The sequence below is a fragment of the Mesorhizobium sp. M0058 genome (genome assembly GCF_040323095.1).
In the GTDB taxonomy this organism is placed as follows: Bacteria; Pseudomonadota; Alphaproteobacteria; order Rhizobiales; family Rhizobiaceae; genus Mesorhizobium.
The window spans coordinates 163,390-186,840 of the sequence record NZ_JAMYUQ010000012.1 but is presented as its reverse complement, the minus strand read 5'-3'; the positions used below and the strand labels follow the sequence as shown (position 1 = coordinate 186,840).

Below are 23,451 nucleotides of genomic sequence, written 5' to 3'. Positions count from 1 at the left end.
GCAGATAGTCACTTCACGGCCTCCGGGAGAGATGAACGCATCAAGGTCGGCGAACTGGCGCTTTCCTCTCCCCCGTCGATCGGGGGGAGAGGTGTCGAGCGAAGCTCGACGGAGTGGGGGTCGACCCTTGGGCGCTAGGCAACGCTTGAGATAGTGCCCTTCCTTTGTCCGTTCGCGGCGATTGCCAGGTGGTTCCCCCACTCCGTCTCGGCTTCGCCGAGCCACCTCTCCCCCCTCCGGAGGGAGAGGAAGGCAAAAGGGTCTCGAACTCTCTGGAGAACGTTCACTCCGCCCTCTCCCCATGCTAACCACCGCTAATGGCGCAGAAAAAAGGATACGAAGTCGATTCGTGGCTGGCGAAGCCGGACGCGCGCATATCGATCGTCCTGCTTTACGGACCCGACCGCGGCTTGGTCGCCGAGCGGGCCAAAGCCTTTGCCGCGAAAACCGGCCTGTCGCTCGACGATCCGTTCTCAGTCGTCCGGCTCGATGGCGCGGAGGTCGATCGCGACCAGGGCCGGCTGCTGGACGAAGCCCGGACCGTGCCGATGTTCTCCGACCGGCGGCTTCTGTGGGTGCGCAACGCCAGCGGCCAGAAGCCGCTGGCTGAGGACGTCAAGGCGCTGACCGCGGAGCCCGCGCGCGACGCGATCATTCTCATCGAGGTCGGCGACCTGAAAAAAGGCGTCGGGCTGCGCGCCGTGGTCGAGGCGGCCGACAACGCCATGGCGCTGCCATGCTATGCCGATGAAGCGCGCGACATCGACAGCGTCATCGACGACGAGTTGCGCAAGGCCGGCATGTCGATGGCGCTCGACGCACGCCAGGCGCTGCGCCGCAATCTCGGCGGCGACCGGCTGGCCTCACGCGGTGAGATCGAAAAACTGGTGCTTTATGCCCACGGCCAGAAGGACATCAGCCTCGACGACGTAAGGGCGATGTCCGGCGACGTCTCCGGCGCCTCCTTCGACGACGCGGTCGATGCTGTGCTGGAGGGCAGGATCGGTGACTTCGACACCGCCTTCACCCGCCACTGCCTGTCCGGCGGCCATCCTTTCCTGGTACTGTCCTCGGCGATGCGGCAGCTGCAGCAGCTTCAGGTCATGCGCGGCCAGATGGACACCGCCGGCCGCAACGCCGCCTCGGCAGTGGCCGGCGCCCGTCCACCGGTGTTTTTCTCGCGGCGCAAGCTGGTGGAGAAGGCGCTGGAGCGCTGGAACGTCGAGGCGCTCAGCCGCGCGCTGAACCGGCTGCAATCGGCCGTGCTGCAGACCAGGCGCAGGCCGGATTTGTCGGAAGCGCTGGCGCGGCAGGCGCTGCTCGGCATTGCGGTGGAGAGCGCGAGGCTGGCGCAGCGGTGATCTCCCCCCTTGAGGGGGAGATGTCGCCAAAGGCGACAGAGGGGGTCGCGGCGCGTGGAGCGCTGGCGCCTTTCGCAACGACAAACGAGGTCGGCCGCTTGATGGGAGACGACCCTTCTGGCCTGCCGGCCATCTCCCCCTCAAGGGGGGAGATCAGCAGTTCGATCCCTTCGGCAATCCCCAATAAAAAGAAGGGCCGGCAACCGCCAAGCCCTTTCTTCATCCTAAGCCAGAACTTCATTCGCCGGCTAAATATGGCGCAACCCCAACCCTCTACCGCTCGTCCTTCAACCGCCGGCATAGCTCGTCGAGCTGCTCCAGACTGCGGTAGTCCACGCGGATCGCGCCGCCCTTGCCCTTGTGCTCGATGGTCACGATCATGCCGATCGTGTTGGTCATCAGCCTTTCCAGCGCCAGCGTGTCGGCATCCTTGCCCGATGCGGCGTGTGCTGGTTTTGCCTTGGGCGGCGTGCCGCCCGCCGGCATTTGCGCCAGCGCCTCAGCCTGGCGCACCGAAAGCCCTTCTTCGACGATCTGCTTGGCTAGCCCGGCGGGATCCTGCGCCGTCACCAGCGTCCGGGCATGGCCGGCCGACAGCGCGCCGTCGACCAGCATGTCGCGGATCACGTCGGGCAGCTTCAGCAGCCGCAGCGTGTTGGCGACGTGGCTGCGGCTCTTGCCGATGACATTGCCGAGGTCGGCCTGTGTGTAGCCGTGGTCGTCGATCAACTGCTGGTAACCCAGCGCCTCTTCGACCGGGTTGAGGTCCGTGCGCTGCACGTTTTCTATGATCGCCAGTTCCAGCGCTGTGCGGTCGTTGACGTCGCGCACGATGATCGGGATCTCGGTCAGCCCGGCTCGCTGCGCCGCCCGCCAGCGGCGCTCGCCGGCGATGATCTCGTAGCGCCCGGCCTGCGTGGGCGAAGGCCGCGCCACCACCGGCTGCACCACGCCATGCTCGCGGATCGACTGCGCGAGATCGGTGAGGTCGGCGTCGCCAAAGTACCGGCGCGGGTTTTTCGGGTTCGGGCTCAGGAACTCTATCGGCACCTTGCCGTCGGCATTCAGGCCTGGCTTTTCGGCCGCTGCCGGGCGATCTATTTCGCCGATCAGCGCCGCCAATCCGCGGCCCAGTCTCTTTCTCGAAAGGTCTTCGCTCATCTCAATTCCAGATTCTTGATCGTTTCGGTAACGGATCGGCTTTGTTTATCGACCCTGCCTAATCAAGCAGCGCGCAATTTGCGCTCGCGGCGGATCACTTCGGACGCCAGCTGCAGATAGGCCTGGCTGCCCGAGCATTTCAGGTCATAGAGGATTGCCGGCTTGCCATAGGAGGGCGCCTCGGACACTCGCACATTCCTAGGAATGATGGTCTCGTAGACCTTGTCGCCCATATGTGCCCGCACGTCCTGCACCACCTGGTTGGCGAGGTTGTTGCGGCCGTCATACATGGTCAGCACGATGCCCTGGATGATCAGGTCTGGATTGATCGAACGACGCACCTGCTCCACCGTTTCCAGGAGTTGGCTTAGCCCTTCCAGCGCGAAGAACTCGCACTGCAGCGGCACAAGAACAGAATCGGCTGCCGCCATTGAATTTAAAGTCAAAAGGTTGAGCGAGGGCGGGCAGTCGATCAGCACATAGCCGAACGGCGCACCGCGCTCGGTGGCGGCGCGGAGCGCGTTGCGCAGCTTAAGCACGCGATCCGGCGCCGAGGCGATTTCCATCTCGATGCCGAGCAGATCGAGCGTCGACGGCACGATCGACAGGCCGGGCACCGCAGTCGGAATGGCGGCCTCTTCCAGGCCCAGTTCGCCGGTCAGCACATCGTAGGACGAGACGGTGCGGTCCTTGCGGTCGATACCGAGACCCGTCGAGGCATTGCCTTGCGGGTCGAGATCGACGATCAGCACCTTTTCGCCGATCGCGGCCAGCGCCGTGGCCAGATTGATGGCGGTGGTGGTCTTGCCGACTCCGCCCTTCTGGTTGGCGACGGTGATGATGCGAGGTCCGGTTTTCATGGGTCTGTGCCAGGTATTCATGTGGGCCAGGTATTCATTGCGTCGCCAAGGTTGCGAAGGAGAGCTTACGCCGTCCGCAGATCGGTCACTTCGAGGATGACGCCATGGGCGTCGGTCATGCTCGGATGTTCTACCAGATCGAAAGCCCAGCGGTGAGTGCTTTCTTCCACCTCGGAGCGGTAATCCCGGCCTTTGTGGAACAGCGCCCGCGATCCCTTGGTCAGCCACGGCGCCGACAGATCGAGCAGCGCCGGCAGCGCGGCAAGCGCCCGCGCCGTGATGATTTCCGGTGCGGAAACAAGCGCATAGCTGTCGTCGATGCGCCGGGCGACGACCCGTGCCGGCAAACCGAACTGGCCAATGACCGCCTGTAAAAACGATGCTTTCTTGCGGTTGCTCTCGACCAGATCGATCGACGCGCCATCGCGTTCGACCAGCAGGAAGGCCAATACCAGGCCCGGAAAACCGCCGCCCGAACCGAGATCGGCCCAGCATTTGGCCCGCGGTGCGATTCGCGCCAGCTGCGCGCTATCCAGAATATGGCGGCCCCAGACATCGTCCAGCGTCGACGGCGCGGCCAGATTGATGCTGCGGTTCCATTTCAGGAACAACCGTTCGAACGTCACCAACCGATCGAATGTTTCACGTGAAACCGGTCCCGCGGCCTCTTGCAGGCTCGCCCATGAGGCAGCGCTCACGCAACGGCCCTTTGGGCGGCCGATTCGGCGTTGCGGACGTGCGCGACGATGATGGCCAGCGCCGCCGGCGTCATGCCTTCCATACGCTGCGCGTCAGCGATCGACCGGGGCTGACGCGTTAGCATCTTCTGCTTCAGCTCATTGGACAGGCCAGGAACATCGGCGAAATCCACCGACGCCGGGATCAGCCGGCTTTCCTCGCGGCGGATCTGTCCGACATCCGCCTGCTGGCGATCGAGGTAAACCGAATATTTCGCTTCCGTTTCGAGCCGCTCGGCGGTTTTGGGGTCGATTGCGCCAAAGGCCGGCACAACACGGGCCAGCCAAGCGATATCGACGCCGGGATAAGCAAGCAATTCATAAGCGGAGCGGCGCACGCCGTCCCTGTTGATCTCCAGCCCATGCCGCGCCGCTTCGTTGGGCGTCATCGTCGTCGCAACTGCGAGTTCGCGCGCCCTATCAAGATCCTGTGTGACTTGATTGAACCGCTGCGTCCGCTCCGGCGACACGATACCAAGCCGATTTGCCAGAGGCGTAAGCCTTTCATCGGCATTGTCGGCGCGCAGCGATAGGCGAAACTCCGCCCGCGAAGTGAACATGCGGTAGGGCTCGGCAATGCCGCGGCTGGTGAGGTCGTCGACCATCACACCGATATAGGCTTCGGTGCGGCTGAGCACGATTTGGTCGTCGGCCGCCGCCTTGCGCGCGGCGTTGAGCCCGGCGAGCAGGCCCTGCGCTCCGGCTTCTTCATAACCGGTGGTGCCGTTGATCTGACCGGCTAGGAAAAGCCCCGCAATACGTTTGGCCTCAAGCGTCGGCTCCAACTCGCGCGGATCGACATGGTCGTATTCGATGGCGTAGCCGGGCTGCAGCATGGTCGCCCGCTCCAGGCCCGGGACCGTCCTCAGAATGTCGAGCTGGACGTCTTCGGGCAGGGAGGTCGAAATGCCATTGGGGTAGACCGTGTCGTCGTCCAGCCCTTCCGGCTCGAGGAAAATCTGGTGGCCTTCGCGATCGCCGAACTTGACGATCTTGTCTTCGATCGACGGGCAATAGCGTGGTCCGACTCCCTCTATCGAGCCGGAATACATGGCGGAGCGGCCGAGATTGGCGCGGATCAGCTCGTGCGTCGCCGGTGTCGTACGCGTGATGCCGCAATGGATTTGCGGATTCTTGATTGTGTCGGTGAGCAGCGAGAACGGCACTGGATGTTCGTCGGCCGCCTGGCTTTCCAGCGACGCCCAGTCGATGGTGCGGCCATCGAGCCGCGGCGGCGTGCCGGTCTTCAGCCGTCCAAGCGCGAAACCGGCGCGGCTCATCGTCGCCGACAGGCCAAGGCTCGCTTGCTCGTTCATCCGCCCGGCGACAATCTTCCTGTCGCCAATGTGGATGAGGCCGCGAAGAAAAGTGCCGGTGGTCAGGACGACTGCACCGCACGCCAACCGGCGCCCGTCGGCCAGGAGCACAGCGGCGATCCGTCCTTCTTCGATCTCGAAATCCAAGACTTCGCCTTCGACGACGTCGAGACCGTTCTGCTGCCGAATCGCTTCCTGCATGGCCAGCCGGTAAAGCTTGCGGTCGGCCTGCGTGCGCGGCCCGCGCACGGCAGGGCCTTTGCGGCGATTAAGCAGGCGGAATTGGATGCCGGCAGCATCGGCGATGCGGCCCATCAGCCCGTCCATGGCGTCGATCTCACGCACCAGATGGCCCTTCCCGAGGCCGCCGATCGCCGGATTGCAGGACATGACACCGATCGTGTCGAAGCGCAGCGTGATCAGCGCGGTCCTGGCACCGGCGCGCGCGGCAGCGCTCGCAGCCTCGCACCCGGCATGGCCACCGCCCACCACAACCACATCATAGTGATCGATCATTGTCCCTTCCAGATTCAGAGATTTCCCGACACATGTCCCCACGAGAGGACGCTGTCAAGGATTGCAGGTTGATTCGTTCACGGGGAACGGATTGCTGAAAGCCGCAGAGGTGTTTCACGTGAGTCAGGGAAGCGGCGACAATTACTCGGCTGGCGCTGCCCCTCATCTGCCTGCCGGCATCTTCTCCCGATGAACACGGAGGAGCTCAAGCGCTGGCGCGTTTCGGTGGTTGGCGAAATCCTGGATAATAGTATCTTTCTCCCCGTCACTGCACGTGAGAAATGCCCGGGAGGACAATGAGGGGCGGGGCCGGCCTTCGGCACTTGCCGTTTTTGCCAAACTCCTCATTTCACGTGAAACACGCACTAGGGCGGCCCCCTGTGTTTCACGTGAGTCACTCACACAGCGCGCCCCCCTGTTTCACGTGAGTCACTTTCCAATGCAAAACTGCGAAAAGATTACGTCCAGCAGGTCCTCGACATCCACCGCGCCGACAATCCGGCCGAGCCGGTCCGCCGCAAGACGCAGCTCCTCCGCCCGCAGCTCCTGGCCGCGCTCTTGCCCCGACAAAGCCGAGATCAGAAAGCGTCTGGTCTCATTGAGCAGCTCCACATGCCGCAACCGAGACGGCAGGATGTCACCGGCATCGCCGATAGCAGCCGCGGCGCGCCTGCCGATCTCGGCCAGGAGTTCAGCCAACCCAGTGCCGTCCACCGTCGAGATCAACGCATCATACGCCTCCAATCGCGGCGAACCTTTCAAGAGATCGACCTTGGTGCCGATTCTCAAGGCCGGGGCCTCGACAGGCATGTTGCCGATCGCACTCGGGTCCGCCAGATCTTCCAGCAACAGCACCAGGTCAGCCGTGTGCGCCTTGGCCCGCGCCTTTTCGATACCGATCGCTTCGATCTTGCCGGGCGCCTCGCGCAGGCCCGCGGTGTCGGTTACCCTGACCCGCACTCCGTGGACATCCAGCACCACTTCGAGCAAGTCCCGCGTCGTGCCGGGCTCGTCGGTAACAATCGCCGCCTCACGCCTGGCCAGCGCGTTGAACAGGCTGGATTTGCCGGCGTTCGGTGCACCGAGGATGACAACCTCAAGCCCGTCACGGATGATCTCGGCGGCATGGAAGCCATCGACATGCCGGCCGATCTCCCCCACCATTGCGCGCACATCGGACCAAACCGTGTCCGAAACGGAACCGGGCACGTCGTCTTCGTCGGCGAAGTCGATTTCCGCCTCGATCATGGCCCGTGCATGGATCAGGCGATGGCGCCAGCCAAGATAGAGTTCGCTTTGCACTCCTTCGGCATTCTGCACGGCAAAGCGCCGCTGCGCTTCGGTTTCGGCGTTGACCAGATCGGCCAACGCCTCCGTCTCGACCAGATCCAGCTTGCCGTTGAGAAGAGCCCGGCGCGTAAATTCCCCAGGCTCCGCATGACGCAGGCCGTCAAAGCCGGCGACGATCTCCAGCATCTTGCCGGCGACGGCGCGGCCGCCATGGACGTGGAACTCGGCGACATCCTCGCCGGTAAAACTGTTCGGCCCAGGAAAAAACAGCACCAGGCCGTTGTCGATAAGCGACCCGTCCACCGTTCGGAGCTTGCGCAGGGTCGCACACCGGTCCTTGACCGTGCCACCAGCCACCGTTTCGACAACGAATCGAGTCCTCGGTCCGGAAATGCGGATGACAGCGATGCCGGCGGGCAGGCGCCCGCTGGAAAGCGCAACGATCGAATCGCCCGAAATCATTTGCCCGTTCTCACCGGTCGCCTAGGTGTCAACAATCCCACAGTGTCGCGGCCGTCATGAACCGGCTGTCCGTCAATATCAAGGTCGATCGCGAGAGCGACCGGATTACCAAATCTGTATAGCCGCCTTGTCATCCATGTGCGAGCAGGCGGGTCCTAATCCCGACGCCAAGCAGTTCTGGGCGGGCCAGCAAGCCCTACGGCTGGCCGGCATCGTTAACACCTGTTCCTGGCCCGGAACCGTGAAGCTGGAGCCCATCTCCCCATGGGGAAAGCCTCGTTCCGGTTGCGAATCGGAAATCCCGACCCGCGTCACGCCGATCGTCGCCCGATTGGGACGGATGCGAATCGACTTAACATTGGCCAGTGGCATCCGGCCGCCGACGGCAGACCGGGGCTATGCACCGCTATCATGCCGGTGGCGACGGATTCCGTAGGAACCGAGCCGCTGCTGCGACGCCGGTAGCTCAACCCGTGTTTCCGTCCAACGCCGAAGGAAGCGGCTTCACATCAATGGATGGCGGCCGCGGCCGGAACAGCAAATCCTTGGCTGCGACCACCGCTCCGACCGTGATCAGGATGCAAGCAACAGCCACCGACCAGTGAAACACACCAAAGCCTGCCAGCAGAAGCACGAGGACCGAGAAGAGGGGCGCGGCATAGGAGAGGGCGCCGAGGATCATGATGTCGCCGTGCTTGCAGCCATAGTCCCAGGCGTAAAAGCCCGCGCCTAGCGGTATTACGCCCAAGATGACGATGGCGCTCCACTGCGTCGCCGTCTGTGGCCAGACGGTAGCCTCAAGCGTCAGGTGCAGCACCAAGGCGACCGCAGCGGTGATGAAGCAGTAACCGGCGACGACATCGGTCGGCACCTTGCCAAAGCGGCGCGATAGAACCGAATAGCCGGCCCAGATGAAAGCGCAGAACAGCGCGATGACATGCCCCTTCATCACACCATTGGCCAGTCCGATCGTGCCGCCCTTGGTGATCACCACAATGGCGCCGGCAAGGCCGAGCACGACGCCGGCGATGTGATGGGCCCTAAGCTTTTCTCCAGGCAGGAAGGCGGCAAAGACGACGATCAGCAACGGCCAGAGATAGGCGATCAGGCTGACCTCGACCGGCGGCGCCGACTGGATGGCGAAGAAATAGGCGCAGTGATAGATGCACAGCCCCGCTGTGCCGAGCGCCCAGACCTGCCACGGCTGGCGCAGCGACTTGGTCGCCGCCGGACGGACAAGCCAGCTCGACGCGCCGGCCAACCCGCCAAGCAGAAACGTCATCGCCGCCAGCTGAAAGGGCGGAATCGGTCCAGCCGCAGTCGAAAGCAGCGCCAGGAACGACCATGTCAGAATGGCCGAGAAGCCGATCAGGGTCGGGATTGTTTTCTTCATGCGGCCTCCGATCTTCGAGACGGGATTACTCGCATGACGACGGCGATGGAAATTGCCGCCCAAGGCCACGCCCTGTCGGAAATGCGACCTGTTTGCCCCCGCAATGAAAAACCCCGTCCCGGTTTCATGCATGACCGATGATCCGGTGAAACTGCTTACGTGTTCATTGAATCGAAGAAATCGGCGTTGGTCTTGGTCTGCTTCAGCTTGTCTATCAGGAACTCGATCGCGTCGGTGGTTCCCATCGGCGCCAGGATGCGGCGCAGGACGAAGATCTTCTGCAGATCCTGCTTGGAGACCAGCAGGTCCTCCTTGCGGGTGCCTGACTTCAAGATGTCCATGGCCGGGTAGATGCGCTTGTCGGCGACCTTGCGGTCGAGCTGGATTTCGCAGTTGCCGGTGCCCTTGAACTCTTCGAAGATGACTTCGTCCATGCGGCTGCCGGTGTCGATCAGCGCGGTGGCGATGATCGTCAGCGAGCCGCCTTCCTCGATGTTGCGGGCCGCGCCGAAGAAGCGCTTCGGCCGCTGCAGCGCGTTGGCGTCGACACCGCCGGTCAGCACCTTGCCGGAGGACGGCACAACGGTGTTGTAGGCACGGCCGAGGCGGGTGATCGAATCGAGCAGAATAACGACGTCGCGGCCATGCTCGACCAGGCGCTTGGCCTTTTCGATGACCATTTCGGCGACCTGGACGTGGCGCACCGCCGGTTCGTCAAAGGTCGAGGACACGACCTCGCCCTTCACCGAACGCTGCATGTCGGTCACTTCTTCTGGCCGTTCGTCGATCAGAAGTACGATCAGATAGCATTCCGGATGATTGGCCGTGATCGAGTGGGCGATATTCTGCATCAGCACCGTTTTACCGGTACGCGGCTGCGCGTTGATGAGCGCGCGCTGTCCCTTGCCGATCGGCGCCACCAGGTCGATCACCCGCGACGAGATGTCCTTGCCGGTCGGATTGTCGATCTCCATCTTCAGCCGCTTGGTCGGATAGAGCGGCGTCAGATTGTCAAAATGGATCTTGTGACGGATCTTTTCGGGATCGTCGAAATTGATCGTGTTGACCTTGAGAAGGGCGAAATAGCGCTCGCCCTCTTTTGGGCTGCGGATCGGCCCTTCGACGGTATCGCCGGTCTTCAAGGAGAAGCGGCGGATCTGCGAGGGCGAGATGTAGATATCGTCGGGACCCGGCAGATAATTGGCGTTGGCTGAGCGCAGGAAGCCGAAACCGTCCTGCAGCAACTCGACCACACCGTCGCCGATGATCTCGACGTCCTGGGCGGCCAGTTTCTTCAGGATGGCAAACATCAGTTCCTGCTTGCGCATGACGCTGGCGTTTTCCACTTCGAGCGATTCGGCATAGGCGATCAGCTCTGGCGGCTTCTTGTTCTTGAACTCTGCGAGTTTCATTTCTTGCATAGACGGACTCTGAATCTGCTTTGGGGAAAATATATCGGCTGGATGCGATAAATGCCGGGCGCGGCCGAAAGCAATCAAGGGCGGCGCATGACGGGAAGGAAGACCCGTCTTTTATCGTCGGTCGGGGGAAAGAGCAAGCTGCGTTTTGTCGACCGAAATGGGCCTAGAACGGCTTGACGATAACCAGGATGACGATGGCGATCATCAGCAATGTGGGGATCTCGTTGACGATTCGCCAGTGCCGCGCCGGTTTTTCATTGCGGTCCTCGGCGAATTTCCTGACAGCACCGGCCAGATAGCCATGCACGCCCGACAGCAACAGCACCAAGCCCATCTTGGCGTGCAGCCAGCCGCCGTGAAAGCCAAACACTTTCCAGGCAAGCCAAAGCCCGAACACCCAGGTGACGATCATCGCCGGATTGATGATGCCGCGCAGCAGACGCCGCTCCATCACCTTGAAGGTCTCCGATTGGACGGACCCCTTCTCTGCGTCGGCGTGGTAGACCAGCAATCGCGGCAGATAGAGCATGCCGGCCATCCAGGAGATGACGGCCAGGATATGGATTGCCTTCGCCCAGGGATAGAAACCCTCAGGCGCAAAGAAAAACAAAAGTGCGGTGAGAACAACCAGCACTCCGATGCCGATGGTCATGCGCATCATCGCCCCACGAGTGCTGTTGCCGCCCGTATTATCCGATTGAGCCATCAGCGTGTCGCGCTCCGCACCTGCTTCACCATCGCCTCGACATGCGCCACCGGCGTCTCCGGCGTAATGCCATGGCCGAGATTGAAGATCAGCGGTCCGTCGCCCAGCGCCTTGAGGATCGCATCGACGCCGTCCGACAGGGCTTTGCCGCCAGCCACGAGCCGCAAGGGATCGAGATTGCCCTGGACCGCCCCTGAATGCTGCAGTTCGTTCGCAACCGACAGGGGCACGGTCCAGTCGATCCCCAGCCCCGTCACCCCGGTCTTCTCACGATAGGTCTCGTAGCGGGCGCCGGCGCCCTTGGGAAAGCCTATGATCGGAACATCGCGATGAACCGCACGAACTTGCCTGACGATCTCCGCCACCGGTTGCACGCAGAACTGCTCGAAAGACGCATCATCAAGCACGCCGGACCAGGAATCGAAAATCTGCACCACGTCGGCACCGGCTTCGATCTGGCGGATCAAATAGGCCGCGGAGTGATCGGCGAGCACTTTCAGGAGATGCTTGAAGGCCGTCGGTTCGCGATAGGCAAACAGCCGCGCCGGCGCTTGGTCGGGTGTGCCGTGGCCAGCGATCATGTAGGTCGCCACCGTCCACGGCGCGCCGCAGAAGCCGATCAGCGTGGTCTCGTCAGGCAATCTTGCCCGCAGCCGGCGAACCGTTTCGTAGACCGGTTCGAGATTCACGTGAAACGTTTCACTGTTGAGAGCCGAAATCTCAGCTGCAGTGATTGGCGTCAGCAGCGGCCCGCGGCCCTCCTCGAAGCGGACATCGCGTCCCAGCGCATGCGGCACGACCAGAATGTCAGAGAACAGGATCGAGGCATCGAAGCCGAAGCGCTCGATCGGCTGCAGCGTCACTTCGACAGCCAGATCAGGATTGTAGCAAAGATCGAGAAAGGACCCGGCGCGCTTTCTGGTCTCGCGGTACTCCGGCAAATAGCGCCCGGCCTGGCGCATCATCCAGAGCGGCGGCGGAAACACTGCCTCGCCTCTCAGCACGTCCAGCACGATGCGGTTCTCGGGCATTGAGCGCTCTCTTCCCTGCCTTCTCTATAATTGAATAGTCTATTTCTAGAATCTTCTGATTCTAAGAGTCTGTTGGTATCGGTGGTTGTCACCTGTCCCGCTTTGCCTTGGAAAAGGCCAGCCAGCATTTTGTCGCGTGTTTCTTCCGCGGGATTGGCAATGAGTGTGGATGACCAGGATTCCATCACTGGAGTCAATGGTTTGGCGTAGCCGCTGAAAAACCGCCTCTGTGGATGAAGCGCTGGCAAAAACGCCCGTCCCCAGATTTGTCCCCAACCGCACAGTGAAGCTGACAGCGCATCGAATTGTGGACAACTGGCCTTCTGATACAGTCGCCTCCAGCCGGTCGCCTTTGCGGCCCCGGTTTATCCACACAAGCCCACAGCCTGAGGCGCCCCCTGTGAACAAACCCCAGAGCTTCTTTCATCTGCACCTGATTTCCGACGCCACCGGCGAGACGCTGCTGGCAGCCGGCCGAGCCGCCTCGGCGCAATACAAGGATGCGCGCGCCATAGAGCATATCTATCCGCTCATCCGCACCGAAAAGCAGGTGGCGAAAGTCTTCGAGGACATAGAGGAGGAACCGGGCATCATCCTCTACACCGTCGTCGACCAGAAGCTGGCGCGCGGTATTGACGAGCGCTGCGCCACCATGGGGCTGCCCTGCGTTTCGGTGCTGGAGCCGGTCCTCACCGTCTTCCAGTCCTATCTCGGCACGCCGGCCGGCCGCCGCGTCGGCGCCCAGCATGTGCTCGACGCCGATTATTTCCACCGTATCGACGCACTCAATTTTACGATGGAGCATGATGACGGCCAGCTGCCGCTCAACATGGACGACGCCGATGTCGTGCTGATCGGTATTTCCAGGACATCGAAGACGCCGACCAGCATCTATCTCGCCAACCGCGGCATCAAGACCGCCAACATCCCGATCGTGCTCGGCGTGCCCGTGCCCGAAAGCCTGGTCGCTGCCACCAAGCCGCTGATCGTCGGGCTGATCGCCACCGCCGAACGCATCTCGCATGTCCGGCAGAACCGCGTGCTCGGCAACAGCAGCACCTACGAAGCGACCGATTATGTCGACCATGCCTCGATCGCCGAAGAGCTCGCCTATGCCCGCCAGATCTGCACCCGCCACAATTGGCCGATGATAGACGTCAGCCGCCGTTCGATCGAAGAGACCGCGGCAGCCATTGTTGCCCTGCGGGGGAAGAATAGATGATGGGATGGCAACGCGACCTCCTGCCCCGATCAACCACAATCGACCAGGCCCAGAACCCATGACCGAAAAAATCATCCTTGCCTCCGGCAGCCCGTTCCGCAAAGCAATGCTCATCAATGCCGGGCTCGGCATCGAAGCGGTGCCTGCCGATGTCGACGAGCGTGCGCTCGAGGCGCCGTTGCAGGACAGCGGTGTGTCGCCGGAAGATGTCGCCCTGATACTCGCCGAAGCCAAGGCGACCGAGGTCAGCGAACGCAGACCGGGCGCCCTGGTGCTCGGCTGCGACCAGACTTTGTCACTGGGAGATGAAGTGTTCCACAAGCCGGCCGACATGGAAGGCGCCCGCCGCCATCTGTTGGCGCTGTCAGGCAAGACGCATCAGTTGAACAGCGCCGCCGTGCTCTGCCGCAACGGCAAGGTGCTGTGGCGCCATGTCGGCATCGCCAGCCTTACCATGCGCAAGCTCGATCCGGCCTTCGTCGGCCGGCACCTGGCCCGCGTCGGCGCCAAGGCGCTGTCGAGCGTCGGCGCCTACCAGATCGAGGGCGAAGGCATCCAGCTGTTCGAAAAGATCGAAGGCGATTATTTCACCATTGTCGGCCTGCCGCTGTTACCGGTGCTGGCGGAATTGCGTGCGCTCGGAGCCATCGATGGTTGAGAAAAAAGCTTTCGTCACCGGCCATCCGATCGCGCATTCGCGCTCGCCGAAGATCCACGGCTATTGGCTGAATACATACGGCATCGACGGCAGCTACCGTGCGATCGATGTCGCGCCGGCCGATTTTCCCGAGTTCCTCTCATCGCTCGAGGCCAATGGCTATCAAGGCGGCAACGTCACCATCCCGCACAAGGAAGCCGCCTTCGCCCAGGTCGAACGCCGCGACGAGGCGGCGGAGATGATCGGCGCGGTCAACATGCTGTGGCTGGACGACGGCGTGCTGTGGGGCGGCAATTCGGACTGGATCGGCTTTGCCGGCAATCTCGACGAGCATGCCCCGGGCTGGGAGAGAAACGCTCCGGCCGTGGTGCTCGGCGCCGGTGGCGCGTCGCGCGCGGTCATCCACGCGCTTAAATCGCGCGGCATCAAAGATATCCGCATCGTCAACCGCACATTGGCGCGGGCGCAGGAACTCGCCGACCGCTTCGGGGCCGGCGTCTCGGCGCATGGCGCGGTCGGCGACTTGCTTGGCGATGCCGGCTTGCTGATCAACACGACGGCACTTGGCATGCATGGCGATGCGACGCTGGCCGCCGATCCGGCCGGCCTGCCAGCTCACGCCATTGTCGCAGACATCGTCTATGTGCCGCTGGAAACACCGCTGCTTGCCGCTGCCCGCGCGAGAAATTTGAAGACGGTCGACGGGCTCGGCATGCTGTTGCACCAGGCTGTGCCCGGTTTCGAACGCTGGTTCGGCAAGATGCCGCAGGTCACTGCCGAACTGCGGCAGATGATCGTCGCCGACATCCTCGCCAAATGATGGGTTGCAAATGATGGGCGCCAAATGATGATCGTGCTTGGCCTCACCGGATCGATCGGCATGGGCAAGTCGACCACGGCGAAGATGTTCGTCGACGCCGGCGTGCCGGTGCATGATTCCGACGAGACCGTGCATCGCCTCTATGCCGGCAAGGCAGCACCTCTCGTCGAGGCGGCCTTTCCCGGCACCGTGATTGCCGGTTCGGTCGACCGCACCGAGTTGGCGCGCCGCGTGCTCGGCAACGCTGCTGCGCTGAAGACATTGGAGGCGATCGTCCATCCGCTGGTGCGGGCCGATGCCGATGCCTTTCTGGCAAGGCACCGCGCCGCCGGCGCGCCGCTCGTCGTGCTCGACATTCCGCTGCTGTTCGAAACCGGCGGCCGCAACCGTGTCGACAAGGTCGTCGTCGTCACCGCGCCGGCCGATATCCAGCGCGCCCGCGTGCTGGCGCGTCCTGACATGAGTGAGGAAAAGCTGGCGGCAATCCTGGCCAAGCAGGTGCCCGACGCCGAAAAGCGCCGGCAGGCCGATTTCGTCATCGACACCGGCGAAGGCATGGACGCCGCCCGCACCGCGGTCGGCGCGATCATTGCCGAGCTCTCAGGGCGCTGAACTCGCCTGCTAACTCCTGGGGGATAAGTCGCGCCCATCAGGCTCCTGACGGCAGGCTGTCGGCATTGCCCATTGCCATTTTGTTCCGCTCCATGATTCTACTCCTCCAGGAGTGGGTTGATTCTATGCGTGAGATCATTTTCGATACCGAAACCACCGGACTCGACATGCGCGACGACCGCATCATCGAGCTTGGTGGCGTCGAGCTGGTGAACCGCTTCCCGACCGGCCGCACCTTCCACAAATTCATCAATCCGCAGGGGCGCGCCGTCCATGTCGAGGCGCAAGCCGTGCACGGCATCAGCGCCGCCGACCTCGTCGGCAAGCCGACCTTTGCCGAAATCGCCGAGGAATGGCTCGCCTTCACCGACGGCGCCAAGCTCGTCGCCCACAACGCCAATTTCGACATCGGCTTCCTCAACACGGAATTCGGGCGGCTCGGCCAGCCGGCCATAGACACCGGGCGCGTCGTCGACACGCTGGCGCTGGCGCGGCGCAAGCACCCTATGGGACCCAATTCGCTCGACGCGCTCTGCCGCCGCTACGGCATCGACAACGGCCACCGCACCAAGCACGGCGCGCTGCTCGATTCCGAGCTCCTGGCCGAAGTCTACATCGAACTCATCGGCGGCAAGCAGGCCGCACTTGTCCTCGACGCGGTCGTGGTGCAGCTCAACAGCAATGGCGACGTTGCCGACATCGACATCTCGATCGCCGTCAGGCCAATCGCCCTGCCGCCGCGCCTGACTGAAGGCGAGCGAGCGGCGCATGCGGGGCTGGTGGCGACGCTGGGCGAAAAGGCGCTGTGGCTGAAGGTGGCGGCGGGGTGAACGGATCGCGGAGGTAGCGTTCCGTCACTCCCCTCTCTGGCCTGCCGGCCATCTCCCCCTCAAGGGGGGAGATCAGCAGCTTCGCCGCTCCAGCCCATTCCTGCAACGTCTAAATTTGGCGAAGGTCGCGATGACGGCCAATCTCCCCCCTTAGGGACCCCTTAGGGGGAGATGCCTAGCAAGGCAGAGGGCGTGCTGTCCCGCCAGCATCTCAGTATACTAAAAGCCCGGCACGAAGCCGGGCTTTCAACTCATGCGCGTGACGCTTGCCTTCAGCTCACCTTGACCTTCGATGCCGCCTGGTCCTCGGCCAGCTTCTGCTGGAACATCTGGGCAAAATCGATCGGGTCGAGCATCAGGGGCGGGAAGCCGCCATTGCGGGTGGCTTCGGCGATGATCTGGCGGGCGAACGGGAACAAAAGCCGCGGGCATTCGATGAACAGGATCGGCAGCATGTGCTCCTGCGGGAAGCCGGCGATGGCGAAGACGCCGCCATAGACCAGTTCGACATTGAACAGCACTTCCTGGTCGAAGGACGCCTTGGCGTTCAAGGTCAGATTGACGTCGAACTGCTTGTCGGAGAGCGGGTTGGCATTGACATTGACATTGATCGCAATGCCTGGGGCCTTGTCGCGGCCGCGCAGCGAGTTCGGCGCGCCGGGGCTTTCGAAGGACAGGTCCTTCACATACTGGGCAAGCACGTTGAGCGACGGCTGCGCCGTTTCGCCGTTGCCGTTGGCGGCGCCGACCGGCGCGTCATCTTTGCTGGCCATGAGCCTTGTTCCTTTTGCCTGGACAGCAGCGCTGACCGAATTGAAATCGGGCGTTGGCTAGCATGGTCGGCAAGACAAGACAAGGTTTGCCGCCTTCAGGCCGGAAGGGGTCAATAGTCAGTCGTTGGCAAGGTGACGTTCAGTCGTCCTTCAGGCGGCGCCACGGCGAGTTATGGTCGGGACCGCGCTTGAAATCGTCCTCGCGCGAATAGTCGCCGTCGTCGAGGTCGATGACCTTGTCGCGCGACCTGCCGCGAAAACCGCCGGCGGTGAAATCGGTCGCGACGACGATGCGGCCCTTGAGCCTGCGCCAGGCAAGGTCGCGCACCGGCGGCAGGAACAGCAGCAGACCGACAATATCGGTAATGAAGCCAGGGATGATCAACAGGATCGCGGCGACCACGATCATGGCGCCATGCGCGAGCTGGCGGCTGGGGTCGCCGCCGCCGGCCATCTCGGCGCGGACCCGCGCCATGACGCCAAAACCCTGGTGCCGGAGCAGAAGCACGCCGGCAATGCTTGAAGCCAGCACCAGGCCGACCGTCGCCAGCGCCCCGACCTCGCGGCCGACAATGACGAAACCGGCGATTTCCAGCAGCGGCAGCGCAAGCAGGAACAGAGGAAGGAAGGAAATGCGCAAGTCTTGACCGATCGTTTCCATGTTTGCCGGGCGGCGCATAATCGCCGCTGGCACTGAGGCCGTTAGATAGGTATGCCTGCCTTTGATTTGAATGATTGCGCCATGCGTTCTATATGCTTTGCATGTTTAACGCCATGCGACCGCCGCCCGATTGGCTGGCGGTCCCGGCCAGGTCAGGGATTGATTGGCGAAAGATATGGGATTCTTCGACTTCGGCACCATTTTCTTTCTGATTGCGGCGGTGGTGATCTTTTTCCAGCTGCGCAACGTGCTTGGCCGCCGCACGGGCAGCGAGCGCCCGCCCTTCGATCCGTACACGGCCAGCCGCACCGAGAAGGACGCGACCCAGAAGCCCGAAAATGTGGTTTCGCTGCCGCGCAAGCGCATGCCGGGCGAGACGGCTGCCGAGACCTATGCGGCCATCGATGCCTTCGCCAAGCCCGACACCGACCTCAACAAGGGCCTGCGCGCGATCAAGGATAATGATCCCTCCTTCGACCCCAAAGTCTTCGTCGACGGCGCCAAGATGGCTTATGAGATGATCGTCATGGCCTATGCCGATGGCGACCGAAAAACGCTGAAGAACCTGTTGTCGCGCGAGGTTTTTGACGGCTTCGTTGCCGCGATTGGCGACCGCGAGGCGAAAGCCGAAAAGATCCAGTCCTCCTTCGTCGGCATCGACAAGGCCGACATCGTCTCGGCCGAGATGAAGGGCGGCGAGGCCCACATCACGCTGCGCATCGTGAGCGAACTGATTTCGGCGACCCGCGACAAGGCGGGTGCGGTCATCGATGGCGATCCCGAGACGGTGGCCGAGGTCAAGGATGTCTGGACCTTCGCCCGCGACACACGCTCGCGCGATCCGAACTGGAAGCTGGTCGCCACCGAGGAAGAAGACTGAGCCTATGCATGTCGCCCGATGCGGGCAGCTTTTTTGGGATAGCGACATGCAGGCAAACATGGGCAGTGGCGAGGCTGAGGTGTCGCTCTCGCCGCTTTTCGTGGAAAAGTCCTTCGATGATCTTCCCGGTTGGAATTCCGATGACCATCTGCCCGCTTTCGAAGCCTTCCGCCGTTCGGCCTTTCATGTCCTGAACAAGCCCTACCGCACCGGTTCGTTGGGCGTCCGGTTCGACGCGTTTGCCGGCGCTTATGACGAGGCGCGCACCGTTTCGCCGGCGAATCGGTCGGCGGCCAAGGGTTTTTTCGAGCGCCATTTCGCCCCAGTCCAGATTCGATCCGAAAACCCCGGCCTGGTCACCGGCTTCTACGAGCCGGAGGTCGAGGCCTCACCAGTGCGCACGGATGAATTCACGGTGCCGCTACTGGAGCGGCCGGCCGACCTCGTCGACATCGATGACGCCAACCGTCCTCGAGGGATGGACGACTATCTCGCCTTCGCACGCGATACGCCGCAGGGCCTGGTGGAGTATTTCGACCGCAGTGAGATCGAGAGAGGCGCGCTGGCCGGCCAAGGCCTGGAAATCGCCTGGCTTGCCGACAAGGTCGACGTCTTCTTCATCCATGTGCAAGGTGCGGCCAGGCTGAAGATGACCGACGGCCGGCTTTGCCGCGTCACCTACGCCGCCAAATCCGGCCAACGTTTCAGCGGTCCGGGGAAGATTCTCGCCGAACTCGGCGAAATCCCACTGGAAAAAGTGACGATGCAGTCTATCCGCGCCTGGTTCAGGGCGCATCCGGATCGCGTCGACGAGATCCTCTGGCAGAACCGCTCCTACATCTTCTTTCGCGAAGCCGATGTCGACGATGCCGCATCCGGTCCAATCGCCGCCGCCAAGGTGCCGTTGACGCCCGGCCGTTCGCTCGCGGTCGACCGGCTGCTGCACACATTCGGTACCCCCTTCTACATCGACGCTCCGTCGCTGACCGCCTTCGACGGAAAACCGTTCCGGCGGCTGATGATTGCGCAGGACACCGGCTCGGCCATCATCGGAGCGGCGCGGGGCGATCTGTTCGCCGGCTCCGGCGATGCGGCCGGCGAGATCGCCGGCGTCGTTCGCAATGCGGCCGATTTCTATGCCTTGGTTCCAGGCGCTCTCGTTTCGGAATCGAATCGATGAGCAAGCGCCCCGATAAACTCAACGAAGACGATCGGGTGCTGTGGAACCTGGTGGCGCGCACCGCCCGACCGCTGAAGGGCCGGACCGCGGTCGAGATTCCCGACATCGTCGTAGACCCCAAGCCGGCACAGACGCCGGTCGCTGTCGGTCCGGTCCTCGCCGCCAAGCCGAAGGCGCAGCATGTATCGCACGCGCTGGACGAGCCGACATTGGACAAGCTGAAGAAGGGCCGGCTGCCGATCGAAGGCCGCGTCGATCTGCATGGCATGACCCAGGACGAGGCCTATTCGCTGCTGTTTTCGTTCCTGCACCGGGCCCATGCCGGCGGCATCCGCTATGTCCTCGTCATTACGGGAAAAGGGTCGTCGTCGGGCGGCGACGGCGTCTTGCGGCGCGCCGTGCCTGCCTGGCTGTCGACGCCTGCCTTCCGGCCGCTGGTCTCCAGCCACGATCACGCCGCCCGCAACCACGGCGGTTCGGGCGCGCTCTACGTTCGGCTCAGGCGAACCCGCTGATGACGCCGTTCGGCGAAAAACTGCGGGCGCTTCGAGCCGAGCGCGGCTTGCGCCAGAAGGACATGGCGCAGGCGATCGGAGTCAGCGCCGCCTATCTGTCGGCGCTGGAACATGGCCGCCGCGGTGCGCCGACCTGGACGCTGATCCAGAAGATCATCGGCTATTTCAACGTCATCTGGGACGATGCCGAAGAGCTGGCGCGTCTGGCCGAGGCCTCACATCCGCGGGTGAGACTCGATACGTCCGGCCTCAGTCCTGCCGCCACCGAGTTGGCCAATCTCCTGGCCGAAAACATCGAGAAGCTGGACGAAGCCGAGCTTGCCCGCATCACCGGCTCGATCCGGGCGGCACTGGAGCGGCGTAAGTAGGGCGGCGCCAAGGCCACGAATGCTCATCAATAGCGCCGGCATTTCATCCTGAAGGCGATGCCCGCCGGCCGTTAGCCAGCGGGCATATAGCGAGATTACTTCGCGCCGGCCTGGCCGCCACGACCGCCAGTGCTGTCATGATCGCCGCCGCGACCGCCACCCAGGCAGTCCGAGGTGAGATCGCAACAGCGATTGCCCCACTGGTTGTTCTTGGCGCAGCCGGTCTGGTCGGCCATAGCGGATCCGGCCAGGGACGATACCGCGATGGCGGCGAGGAAAGCATTACGCAGGAAAGCAGTCATTTGAAGTCTCCATGGTTGGGTTTCTGTTTACGGCTGTGTGTCGCCGCTGGAGACGGTTTGGTTCACGCAGGTAGCGAAATTTTTTGAGGAGGCGTTTCGAGAGATAAGATTTCGAGGGCAGCGCTGCCCTCATCCGCTTGCCGGCACCTTCTCCCCGTAGTGACGGGGGAAGGGAGATAGCCGCTGCGCCGGCACCTATTCCGCAGCGTTGATGAGGGGCGGCGCTGACTCATCCTGAAGATGGCGCGCGGGCCGATATCCCGCTCGTTCGAAAGCGTCGTGTCCTTACTGAACCGCGCCGACCAGTACCTGCTGGCCGCCGCGGATCGAGACCCAGCGGCCGGTGTTGTCGATGGCCTGCCGCTTGAGGAAGCGATAGCCGGTGGCGTCCCAGATCTTCACCTTGTCGGTCAGATTGTCGAGGACGTAGTCGCCCTTGTCGGTGCGCACCGTCAGCACGGCATGGCCTTCGCCGTCCGGCTTGCGCACGACGGTGATCAAGAGATCGGCCAGCGACACGCCAGAGCGCGAGAGCTGGCGGCGCTTTTCCAGCACATAGTCTTCGCAATCGCCGACGCCCTTGTCGGGATAGGCCCAGACCTCGTCCTTGCCATAGATGTCGTAGTCGCTCATCGGCTTGACGGCGGCGTTGACCCTTGACGTCACGTTGATCAGCTTGCGCATGAAGGCGTCGGTCATCGCGGCGGGGTTGAGGTTGCTCGGCCGGATCGAGCATTCGCCGGGCTGGGTTTTACAGAAATCATAGTGGCCGATCGGCTGCGAGGTCATGCCGCCCGTCGCCATGGCGCCGCCTGCAAGTGCCGGCACTGCCCAGCACGCAGAGATCGCCAGCCCTGCTGCCGCCCACAAGCGCAGCGTCCGTGCTATCGGTGAGGAAGTCATTGTCCCCGTTCGCCCTTGTTGTTAACGAAAGGTTAAAGGGGATTTACACTCCGTGTCAATTATCGGGGGAGCCAGATTCTTCGGCATGGTTACCCGCGCCCGCCCAACAGCGTCTATTGTGCAACAGAACGCCTGTGGCGCGCAAAATCGCCCCGCTGCTGCGGGCAATGCACTCTGCAGCCGGATCGAGCCTCAGCCTTTGGCGGAGCGGACCAGCTTGGGTTTCACCGCTACGCGTGTTTGGCGGCCGTAGCTTGTGATGAAATCGACGATGCGCGGAACGATTTCCGAGCGGAATCGCGACCCGTTGAAGACGCCGTAATGGCCGACGGCCGGCTGCATGTAATGCGCATGCCGGTCAGCCGGGATGTTGGGGCAGAGATCATGCGCGGCCTGGGTCTGGCCGAGGCCGGAAATGTCGTCGTTCTCGCCTTCGACCGTGAACAGCGCGACATTGCGGATCGCCTTGGTGTCGACCACCTCGCCGCGATGCGTCATCTCGCCCTTGGGCAGCGCATGGCGCACGAACACCGTGTCGACGGTCTGCAGATAGAATTCCGCCGTCAGGTCCATCACCGCCAGATATTCGTCGTAGAAATCGCGGTGCTTCTCGGCACTGTCGCCGTCATGCTTGACCAGGTGCATGAAGAAGTCCTTGTGGGCGGTGATGTGCCGGTCGAGGTTCATGCTCATGAAGCCCGACAGCTGCAGGAAGCCCGGATAGACTTCGCGGCCGAAGCCCGGCACCGGCCAGGGCGCGTGCATGATGACGTTGTCGCGGAACCAGTCGATGCCCTTTTCCTTGGCCAGAAGATTGACCGCGGTCGGATTGCGGCGGGTGTCGATCGGCCCGCCCATCAAGGTCATGGTCGAGGGCACGAAGGGATCGCCGCGCTTTTCCATCAGCGCCACCGCTGCCAGCACCGGCACCGAAGGCTGGCACACCGCCATCACATGGGTGTCCGGCCCCAGCGCATGCAGCATGTCGATGATGTAGTCGATATAATCGTCGAGGTCGAAATGGCCGTCAGTCACCGGCACCATGCGGGCATCGACCCAGTCGGTGATGTGCACGTCGGCATAGGGCAGCATCGCCTCGACCGTGCCGCGCAGCAGCGTCGCATAATGGCCCGACATCGGCGCCACAATGAGAAGCTTGGGGTCGGCCTTTCGCCCGGCGGGCACCGACCGCTCGAAGCGGGTAAGATTGCAGAACGGCTTCGACCACACCGTCTTTTCGCTGACCTCGACGCTCTTCCAGTCGACCACGGTCTTGCTCAGGCCGAAATGCGGCTTGCTGTAGCGGCGCGTCGTGCGCTCGAACAGTTCGGCGGTGGCGGCGACCGAGCGGCCCCACGGCGTATGCGAAAACGGATTGAGCGGGTTGGTGTAGAACAGCCGCACTGCATCGGCATAAAGCCGCGCGGGCTGCAGGGCGGCATGGTTCATTTCATAGAGCTGGTAGAACATCAG

24 protein-coding genes are annotated in these 23,451 nt (G+C 63.0%); 10 read left to right on the top strand and 14 right to left on the bottom strand.

The features are described from left to right. Positions 1-317: 317 nt before the first annotated feature. A complete protein-coding gene (gene holA / locus NKJ75_RS21965) occupies positions 318-1,361 on the top strand; it encodes a DNA polymerase III subunit delta (RefSeq protein ID WP_352500189.1) in 1,044 nt (347 codons plus the stop codon). 273 nt (positions 1,362-1,634) lie between these two features. On the opposite strand, the gene NKJ75_RS21960 is transcribed toward holA, so the two are convergent. From NKJ75_RS21960 to hemE, 9 genes are all read right to left on the bottom strand, one after another. Continuing rightward, complete coding sequence (locus NKJ75_RS21960) at positions 1,635-2,522, bottom strand: ParB/RepB/Spo0J family partition protein (protein WP_023687600.1); 888 nt, start codon at positions 2,520-2,522, stop codon at positions 1,635-1,637. Positions 2,523-2,584: 62 nt separating this feature from the next. Next, positions 2,585-3,382 (bottom strand): ParA family protein, encoded by a 798-nt coding sequence (locus NKJ75_RS21955; RefSeq protein ID WP_023672118.1) that lies wholly within the window; start codon positions 3,380-3,382, stop codon positions 2,585-2,587. A gap of 65 nt (positions 3,383-3,447) precedes the next feature. Then, a complete protein-coding gene (gene rsmG, locus NKJ75_RS21950) occupies positions 3,448-4,080 on the bottom strand; it encodes a 16S rRNA (guanine(527)-N(7))-methyltransferase RsmG (RefSeq protein WP_352500188.1) in 633 nt (210 codons plus the stop codon). Further along, positions 4,077-5,951, bottom strand: a complete 1,875-nt coding sequence (mnmG, locus tag NKJ75_RS21945) for a tRNA uridine-5-carboxymethylaminomethyl(34) synthesis enzyme MnmG (RefSeq protein ID WP_352500187.1) — start codon at positions 5,949-5,951, stop codon at positions 4,077-4,079. Before mnmG ends, rsmG begins: the two co-directional genes overlap by 4 nt. A 429-nt stretch (positions 5,952-6,380) precedes the next feature. Beyond that, positions 6,381-7,703 carry a tRNA uridine-5-carboxymethylaminomethyl(34) synthesis GTPase MnmE gene (gene mnmE, locus NKJ75_RS21940; protein WP_352500186.1) on the bottom strand — a complete coding sequence of 441 codons (1,323 nt, stop codon included), beginning with the start codon at positions 7,701-7,703 and terminating at the stop codon, positions 6,381-6,383. A gap of 466 nt (positions 7,704-8,169) precedes the next feature. Then, positions 8,170-9,096: an aromatic amino acid exporter YddG gene (gene yddG / locus NKJ75_RS21935; RefSeq protein WP_352500185.1), complete on the bottom strand. Its 927-nt coding sequence runs from the start codon at positions 9,094-9,096 to the stop codon at positions 8,170-8,172. Positions 9,097-9,251: 155 nt separating this feature from the next. After that, positions 9,252-10,517 carry a transcription termination factor Rho gene (rho, locus tag NKJ75_RS21930; protein WP_023672113.1) on the bottom strand — a complete coding sequence of 422 codons (1,266 nt, stop codon included), beginning with the start codon at positions 10,515-10,517 and terminating at the stop codon, positions 9,252-9,254. Positions 10,518-10,680: 163 nt separating this feature from the next. Next, positions 10,681-11,223: a protoporphyrinogen oxidase HemJ gene (gene hemJ / locus NKJ75_RS21925; protein ID WP_352500184.1), complete on the bottom strand. Its 543-nt coding sequence runs from the start codon at positions 11,221-11,223 to the stop codon at positions 10,681-10,683. Further along, positions 11,223-12,254 carry a uroporphyrinogen decarboxylase gene (hemE, locus tag NKJ75_RS21920; protein WP_352500183.1) on the bottom strand — a complete coding sequence of 344 codons (1,032 nt, stop codon included), beginning with the start codon at positions 12,252-12,254 and terminating at the stop codon, positions 11,223-11,225. The genes hemJ and hemE overlap by 1 nt, the downstream gene beginning before the upstream one ends. Positions 12,255-12,537: 283 nt before the next feature. Here hemE and NKJ75_RS21915 point away from each other — a divergent pair, with 283 nt between their 5' ends. The 5 genes from NKJ75_RS21915 to dnaQ all read left to right on the top strand — a co-directional run bounded on the left by NKJ75_RS21915 (position 12,538) and on the right by dnaQ (position 16,396). Beyond that, positions 12,538-13,476, top strand: a complete 939-nt coding sequence (locus NKJ75_RS21915) for a pyruvate, water dikinase regulatory protein (protein ID WP_502903907.1) — start codon at positions 12,538-12,540, stop codon at positions 13,474-13,476. A gap of 58 nt (positions 13,477-13,534) precedes the next feature. Beyond that, positions 13,535-14,134 (top strand): Maf-like protein, encoded by a 600-nt coding sequence (locus tag NKJ75_RS21910; RefSeq protein ID WP_023685039.1) that lies wholly within the window; start codon positions 13,535-13,537, stop codon positions 14,132-14,134. Next, positions 14,127-14,954, top strand: coding sequence for a shikimate dehydrogenase (locus NKJ75_RS21905; RefSeq protein ID WP_352500181.1), 828 nt, complete (start codon positions 14,127-14,129; stop codon positions 14,952-14,954). Before NKJ75_RS21910 ends, NKJ75_RS21905 begins: the two co-directional genes overlap by 8 nt. A gap of 27 nt (positions 14,955-14,981) precedes the next feature. Further along, entirely contained in the window at positions 14,982-15,566 is a 585-nt protein-coding gene (gene coaE / locus NKJ75_RS21900; RefSeq protein ID WP_352500207.1) for a dephospho-CoA kinase, read from the top strand. 125 nt (positions 15,567-15,691) lie between these two features. After that, the gene (gene dnaQ, locus NKJ75_RS21895) at positions 15,692-16,396 is read left to right on the top strand and encodes a DNA polymerase III subunit epsilon (RefSeq protein ID WP_023728728.1); all 705 of its coding nucleotides are present in this window, start codon (positions 15,692-15,694) and stop codon (positions 16,394-16,396) included. A 272-nt stretch (positions 16,397-16,668) separates the two neighbouring features. On the opposite strand, the gene secB is transcribed toward dnaQ, so the two are convergent. Together secB and NKJ75_RS21885 are read right to left on the bottom strand one after the other, a co-directional pair. Further along, the gene (gene secB, locus NKJ75_RS21890) at positions 16,669-17,169 is read right to left on the bottom strand and encodes a protein-export chaperone SecB (RefSeq protein WP_023672105.1); all 501 of its coding nucleotides are present in this window, start codon (positions 17,167-17,169) and stop codon (positions 16,669-16,671) included. A gap of 139 nt (positions 17,170-17,308) precedes the next feature. Beyond that, on the bottom strand, positions 17,309-17,809 hold the full coding sequence (locus tag NKJ75_RS21885; RefSeq protein ID WP_352500180.1) for an FxsA family protein: 501 nt from the start codon (positions 17,807-17,809) through the stop codon (positions 17,309-17,311). A gap of 196 nt (positions 17,810-18,005) precedes the next feature. Here NKJ75_RS21885 and NKJ75_RS21880 point away from each other — a divergent pair, with 196 nt between their 5' ends. From NKJ75_RS21880 to NKJ75_RS21865, 4 genes are all read left to right on the top strand, one after another. Beyond that, positions 18,006-18,710 (top strand): Tim44/TimA family putative adaptor protein, encoded by a 705-nt coding sequence (locus NKJ75_RS21880; protein ID WP_023672103.1) that lies wholly within the window; start codon positions 18,006-18,008, stop codon positions 18,708-18,710. 79 nt (positions 18,711-18,789) lie between these two features. Beyond that, positions 18,790-19,890, top strand: a complete 1,101-nt coding sequence (mltA, locus tag NKJ75_RS21875) for a murein transglycosylase A (RefSeq protein WP_023714415.1) — start codon at positions 18,790-18,792, stop codon at positions 19,888-19,890. Further along, a complete protein-coding gene (locus NKJ75_RS21870) occupies positions 19,887-20,405 on the top strand; it encodes a Smr/MutS family protein (RefSeq protein WP_023672101.1) in 519 nt (172 codons plus the stop codon). Before mltA ends, NKJ75_RS21870 begins: the two co-directional genes overlap by 4 nt. Further along, a complete protein-coding gene (locus tag NKJ75_RS21865) occupies positions 20,405-20,773 on the top strand; it encodes a helix-turn-helix domain-containing protein (protein WP_023672100.1) in 369 nt (122 codons plus the stop codon). The genes NKJ75_RS21870 and NKJ75_RS21865 overlap by 1 nt, the downstream gene beginning before the upstream one ends. 95 nt (positions 20,774-20,868) lie before the next feature. On the opposite strand, the gene NKJ75_RS21860 is transcribed toward NKJ75_RS21865, so the two are convergent. The 3 genes from NKJ75_RS21860 to NKJ75_RS21850 form a co-directional block, all read right to left on the bottom strand. Continuing rightward, a complete protein-coding gene (locus NKJ75_RS21860; RefSeq protein ID WP_023672099.1) occupies positions 20,869-21,075 on the bottom strand; it encodes a hypothetical protein in 207 nt (68 codons plus the stop codon). A 285-nt stretch (positions 21,076-21,360) separates the two neighbouring features. Continuing rightward, positions 21,361-21,978 carry a transglutaminase-like cysteine peptidase gene (locus tag NKJ75_RS21855; protein ID WP_023752821.1) on the bottom strand — a complete coding sequence of 206 codons (618 nt, stop codon included), beginning with the start codon at positions 21,976-21,978 and terminating at the stop codon, positions 21,361-21,363. 192 nt (positions 21,979-22,170) lie between these two features. Continuing rightward, entirely contained in the window at positions 22,171-23,448 is a 1,278-nt protein-coding gene (locus tag NKJ75_RS21850) for a polyhydroxyalkanoate depolymerase (protein WP_352500179.1), read from the bottom strand. Between the last annotated feature and the right edge of the window lie 3 nt (positions 23,449-23,451).